This window comes from Xanthomonas bromi (genome assembly GCF_900092025.1).
GTDB lineage: Bacteria > Pseudomonadota > Gammaproteobacteria > Xanthomonadales > Xanthomonadaceae > Xanthomonas > Xanthomonas bromi.
Genome location: NZ_FLTX01000126.1, coordinates 1 through 2,311 on the forward strand (window position 1 = coordinate 1; position 2,311 = coordinate 2,311).

Annotated in this window: 1 protein-coding gene and 1 pseudogene; both read right to left on the reverse strand. The window is 72.0% G+C overall.

The genetic code is table 11. From position 1 onward, the window contains the following. The coding region (locus XBLMG947_RS20810; protein WP_065470405.1) for a type VI secretion system Vgr family protein at window positions 1-2,032 on the reverse strand (2,032 nt) is incomplete at its 3' end. A gap of 67 nt (window positions 2,033-2,099) precedes the next feature. After that, window positions 2,100-2,311 (reverse strand): annotated as a pseudogene (locus tag XBLMG947_RS23435) (hypothetical protein); the annotation flags it as partial.

Here is a 2,311-nt window from a genome sequence, read left to right on the forward strand (position 1 = left end):
GTTGGCTCAGCAATGCGCTGGGCTGGGTCGCCTCGCCGGCGGGGCCGCCGCTGCGCGCGTAGCTGCTCAGCCATAGCCCCGAGGTGGCGCGCACCGCGCCCCATGCGTCGGTGCGCAGTTCGAAGCCTTCCCCGCGGAAGCTGCCGCGGTAGTTGTCGGCCTGGTGGATCAGGTGCCCCAGGTTCAGTTGCGTGGCCGCCTGGGTCGTCGCAAGTTGCAAGCGCAGTTGCTGGTCGCTGTCGTCGAACACCAGCCGGCTGTGGCCAGCGCCGCCCCATTCCTTGGATTGCACGCCCCACAGCGCGGTGGCATTGCGGTGGTTGTCCGCACCGCCGCCGGCGCCGTGCCAGGCCGGGGCGTGGCCGCCGGCCAGGTTGGCCTGTGCGCTGGGTTTGCCGTCGCCGGCCTGGGCATACAGGCGGGTGTCGGCGCTGGCGCTGGTGCCGCCGGGGGTGGCGGGAACGCCGGCTTCGCCCTTGCCGTTGTACAGCGCCCCCAGCACCACCGGACGGTCGATGTCCCCCTCCAGGAAGCCCACCAGCACTTCCTGGCCGATGCGCGGCAGGAACTGGCTGCCCACGCCCGGGCCAGCGTAGCGCTGCGCCACCCGCAGCCACGTGCTGTCCTGCGCGGCCGGGGCCGACGCGTCGTGCTGGAAGTGGAACCTGACCCGGATCCGGCCCAGCGCGTCGGCATAGACCTCCTGGCTGCCGCCGGTGCTGCCATCGGCGCCGACCACGATGGCGCTCTGGTAGCCCGGCGCGGTCGGCCGCGGGTTCAGCCGCGCGCCGGTGCCGTCGGCTAGCACCGGCCGCCACGGCTGCTGCCGGTCCACCGCCTCGAAGGCGTTGCCGTAGCCCACCGCCTCGGCTTGCGCCCAGGTGCTGCGTGCGGCCACCGCGCTGGCGTCCGGCCACGCCGGCGCGGCCCCCAACTGCGCCTGCAGCGCCGCGCGCACGTCCACCGGCAGGTTGTTGATGCCCGCATGCCACACCCGCGTCAGCAGCAGCTGCGCCGGCGGCGCCTGGCCCTGCTGCGGCGCCTGGGTCAGCGTGAACCAGGTGCCGGCGCGCAGCGTGCGCACCGTGCTGCGGCCCTGCCACGGCGACCACTGCGCCTCCTGCGCCTGCGCCATCAACCCCGCATAGCGGTCCGCTTCCTGCACGCTGGCGAAAGCGTACATCCCCACCGGCTCGTACAGCTCGCGCAGCGATTGTCCGCCGCCGCCGCGCAGCGGCAGTTGCGCGCTGCGCGCCTGGCGCGTCTTGAAGTCGTCGCTGAGCACGGTCAGCCGGCCGCTGCCCAGACGCCGGGTGGCGCCGATCGCCAGCACGCTGTCGGCCGCCTCGGTGGCGTCGCTGCGGTGGTAGCGCAGTCCGCCGCCCTGCGCCGAATCGGGGTCCTGCGGTTGCGCGGCGCTGTCGGCGAAGACCACCAGCTGGTGCCCGCCGGGCGACGCATCCGCCTCCTGCAGCCGCCAGCCCAGCCCTTCCTCGGCCAGCAGCCGCTGCACGAAATCCAGGTCGCTCTCGCGGTATTGCACGCAGTAGCTGCGCGGCCGCGCCTGGGACACGAACCCGCTCACCTCGTCGCTCCACTGCCAGCTCGCCATCGGCGCGTAGTCGGCGAACACCGCTTCCACGATCTGCACCAGCGTGCGCTCCTGGAACACCCGGCTGTGCCAGCCCTGCGACAGCCACCACGTCCACGGCACCAGGCCCACCCGGTAGCGCGCCAGACCGCCGTCGCTGCCCAGTGCGTACGCGTCGTGGATCAGCCCCGTGCGCGGGCTCTCGCCGCCATCGGCCAGCCGGGTGTACAGCGTCGCGCGGCGGCCCAGCCACGCCTCCACCGGCAAGCCCGCCTGCGTGCTCAGCACATCCACCCACCACACGAACCCCTCGCTCAGGCGTTCGGACCCGCTCCAGCGCTCCACCACCTGGACGTCCCCGCCAGGCAGCTGCAAGCGGTAAAGGCGACCGCTGTCGGACAGCAAGGCCGCCTGAAAAATCAACGCATTCAGTGCTTCCATCACAACACCTCTGTCCCCGGGCCATAGCGCCCCGGGCGACATCGTTTCCTGCCCCTGGAGGGCGAATTTAACAGACGAGTCCTGCGGCGGGCATGACGATCCGCCCTCTGCGGCGCACCCTCAGCTCAAGCCCAGCCAGAGGCAGGCACCGATGCCCAGCAGCAGCGCCCACCCACGACGCGCCGACGAAGGCCACGGACGGCTTGTTGGCAATACGCGTTCGCATGATCACTTTCCTTGGCAAAATGAAGAAGTCCGCTTCCATGGCACGCTTGTGTC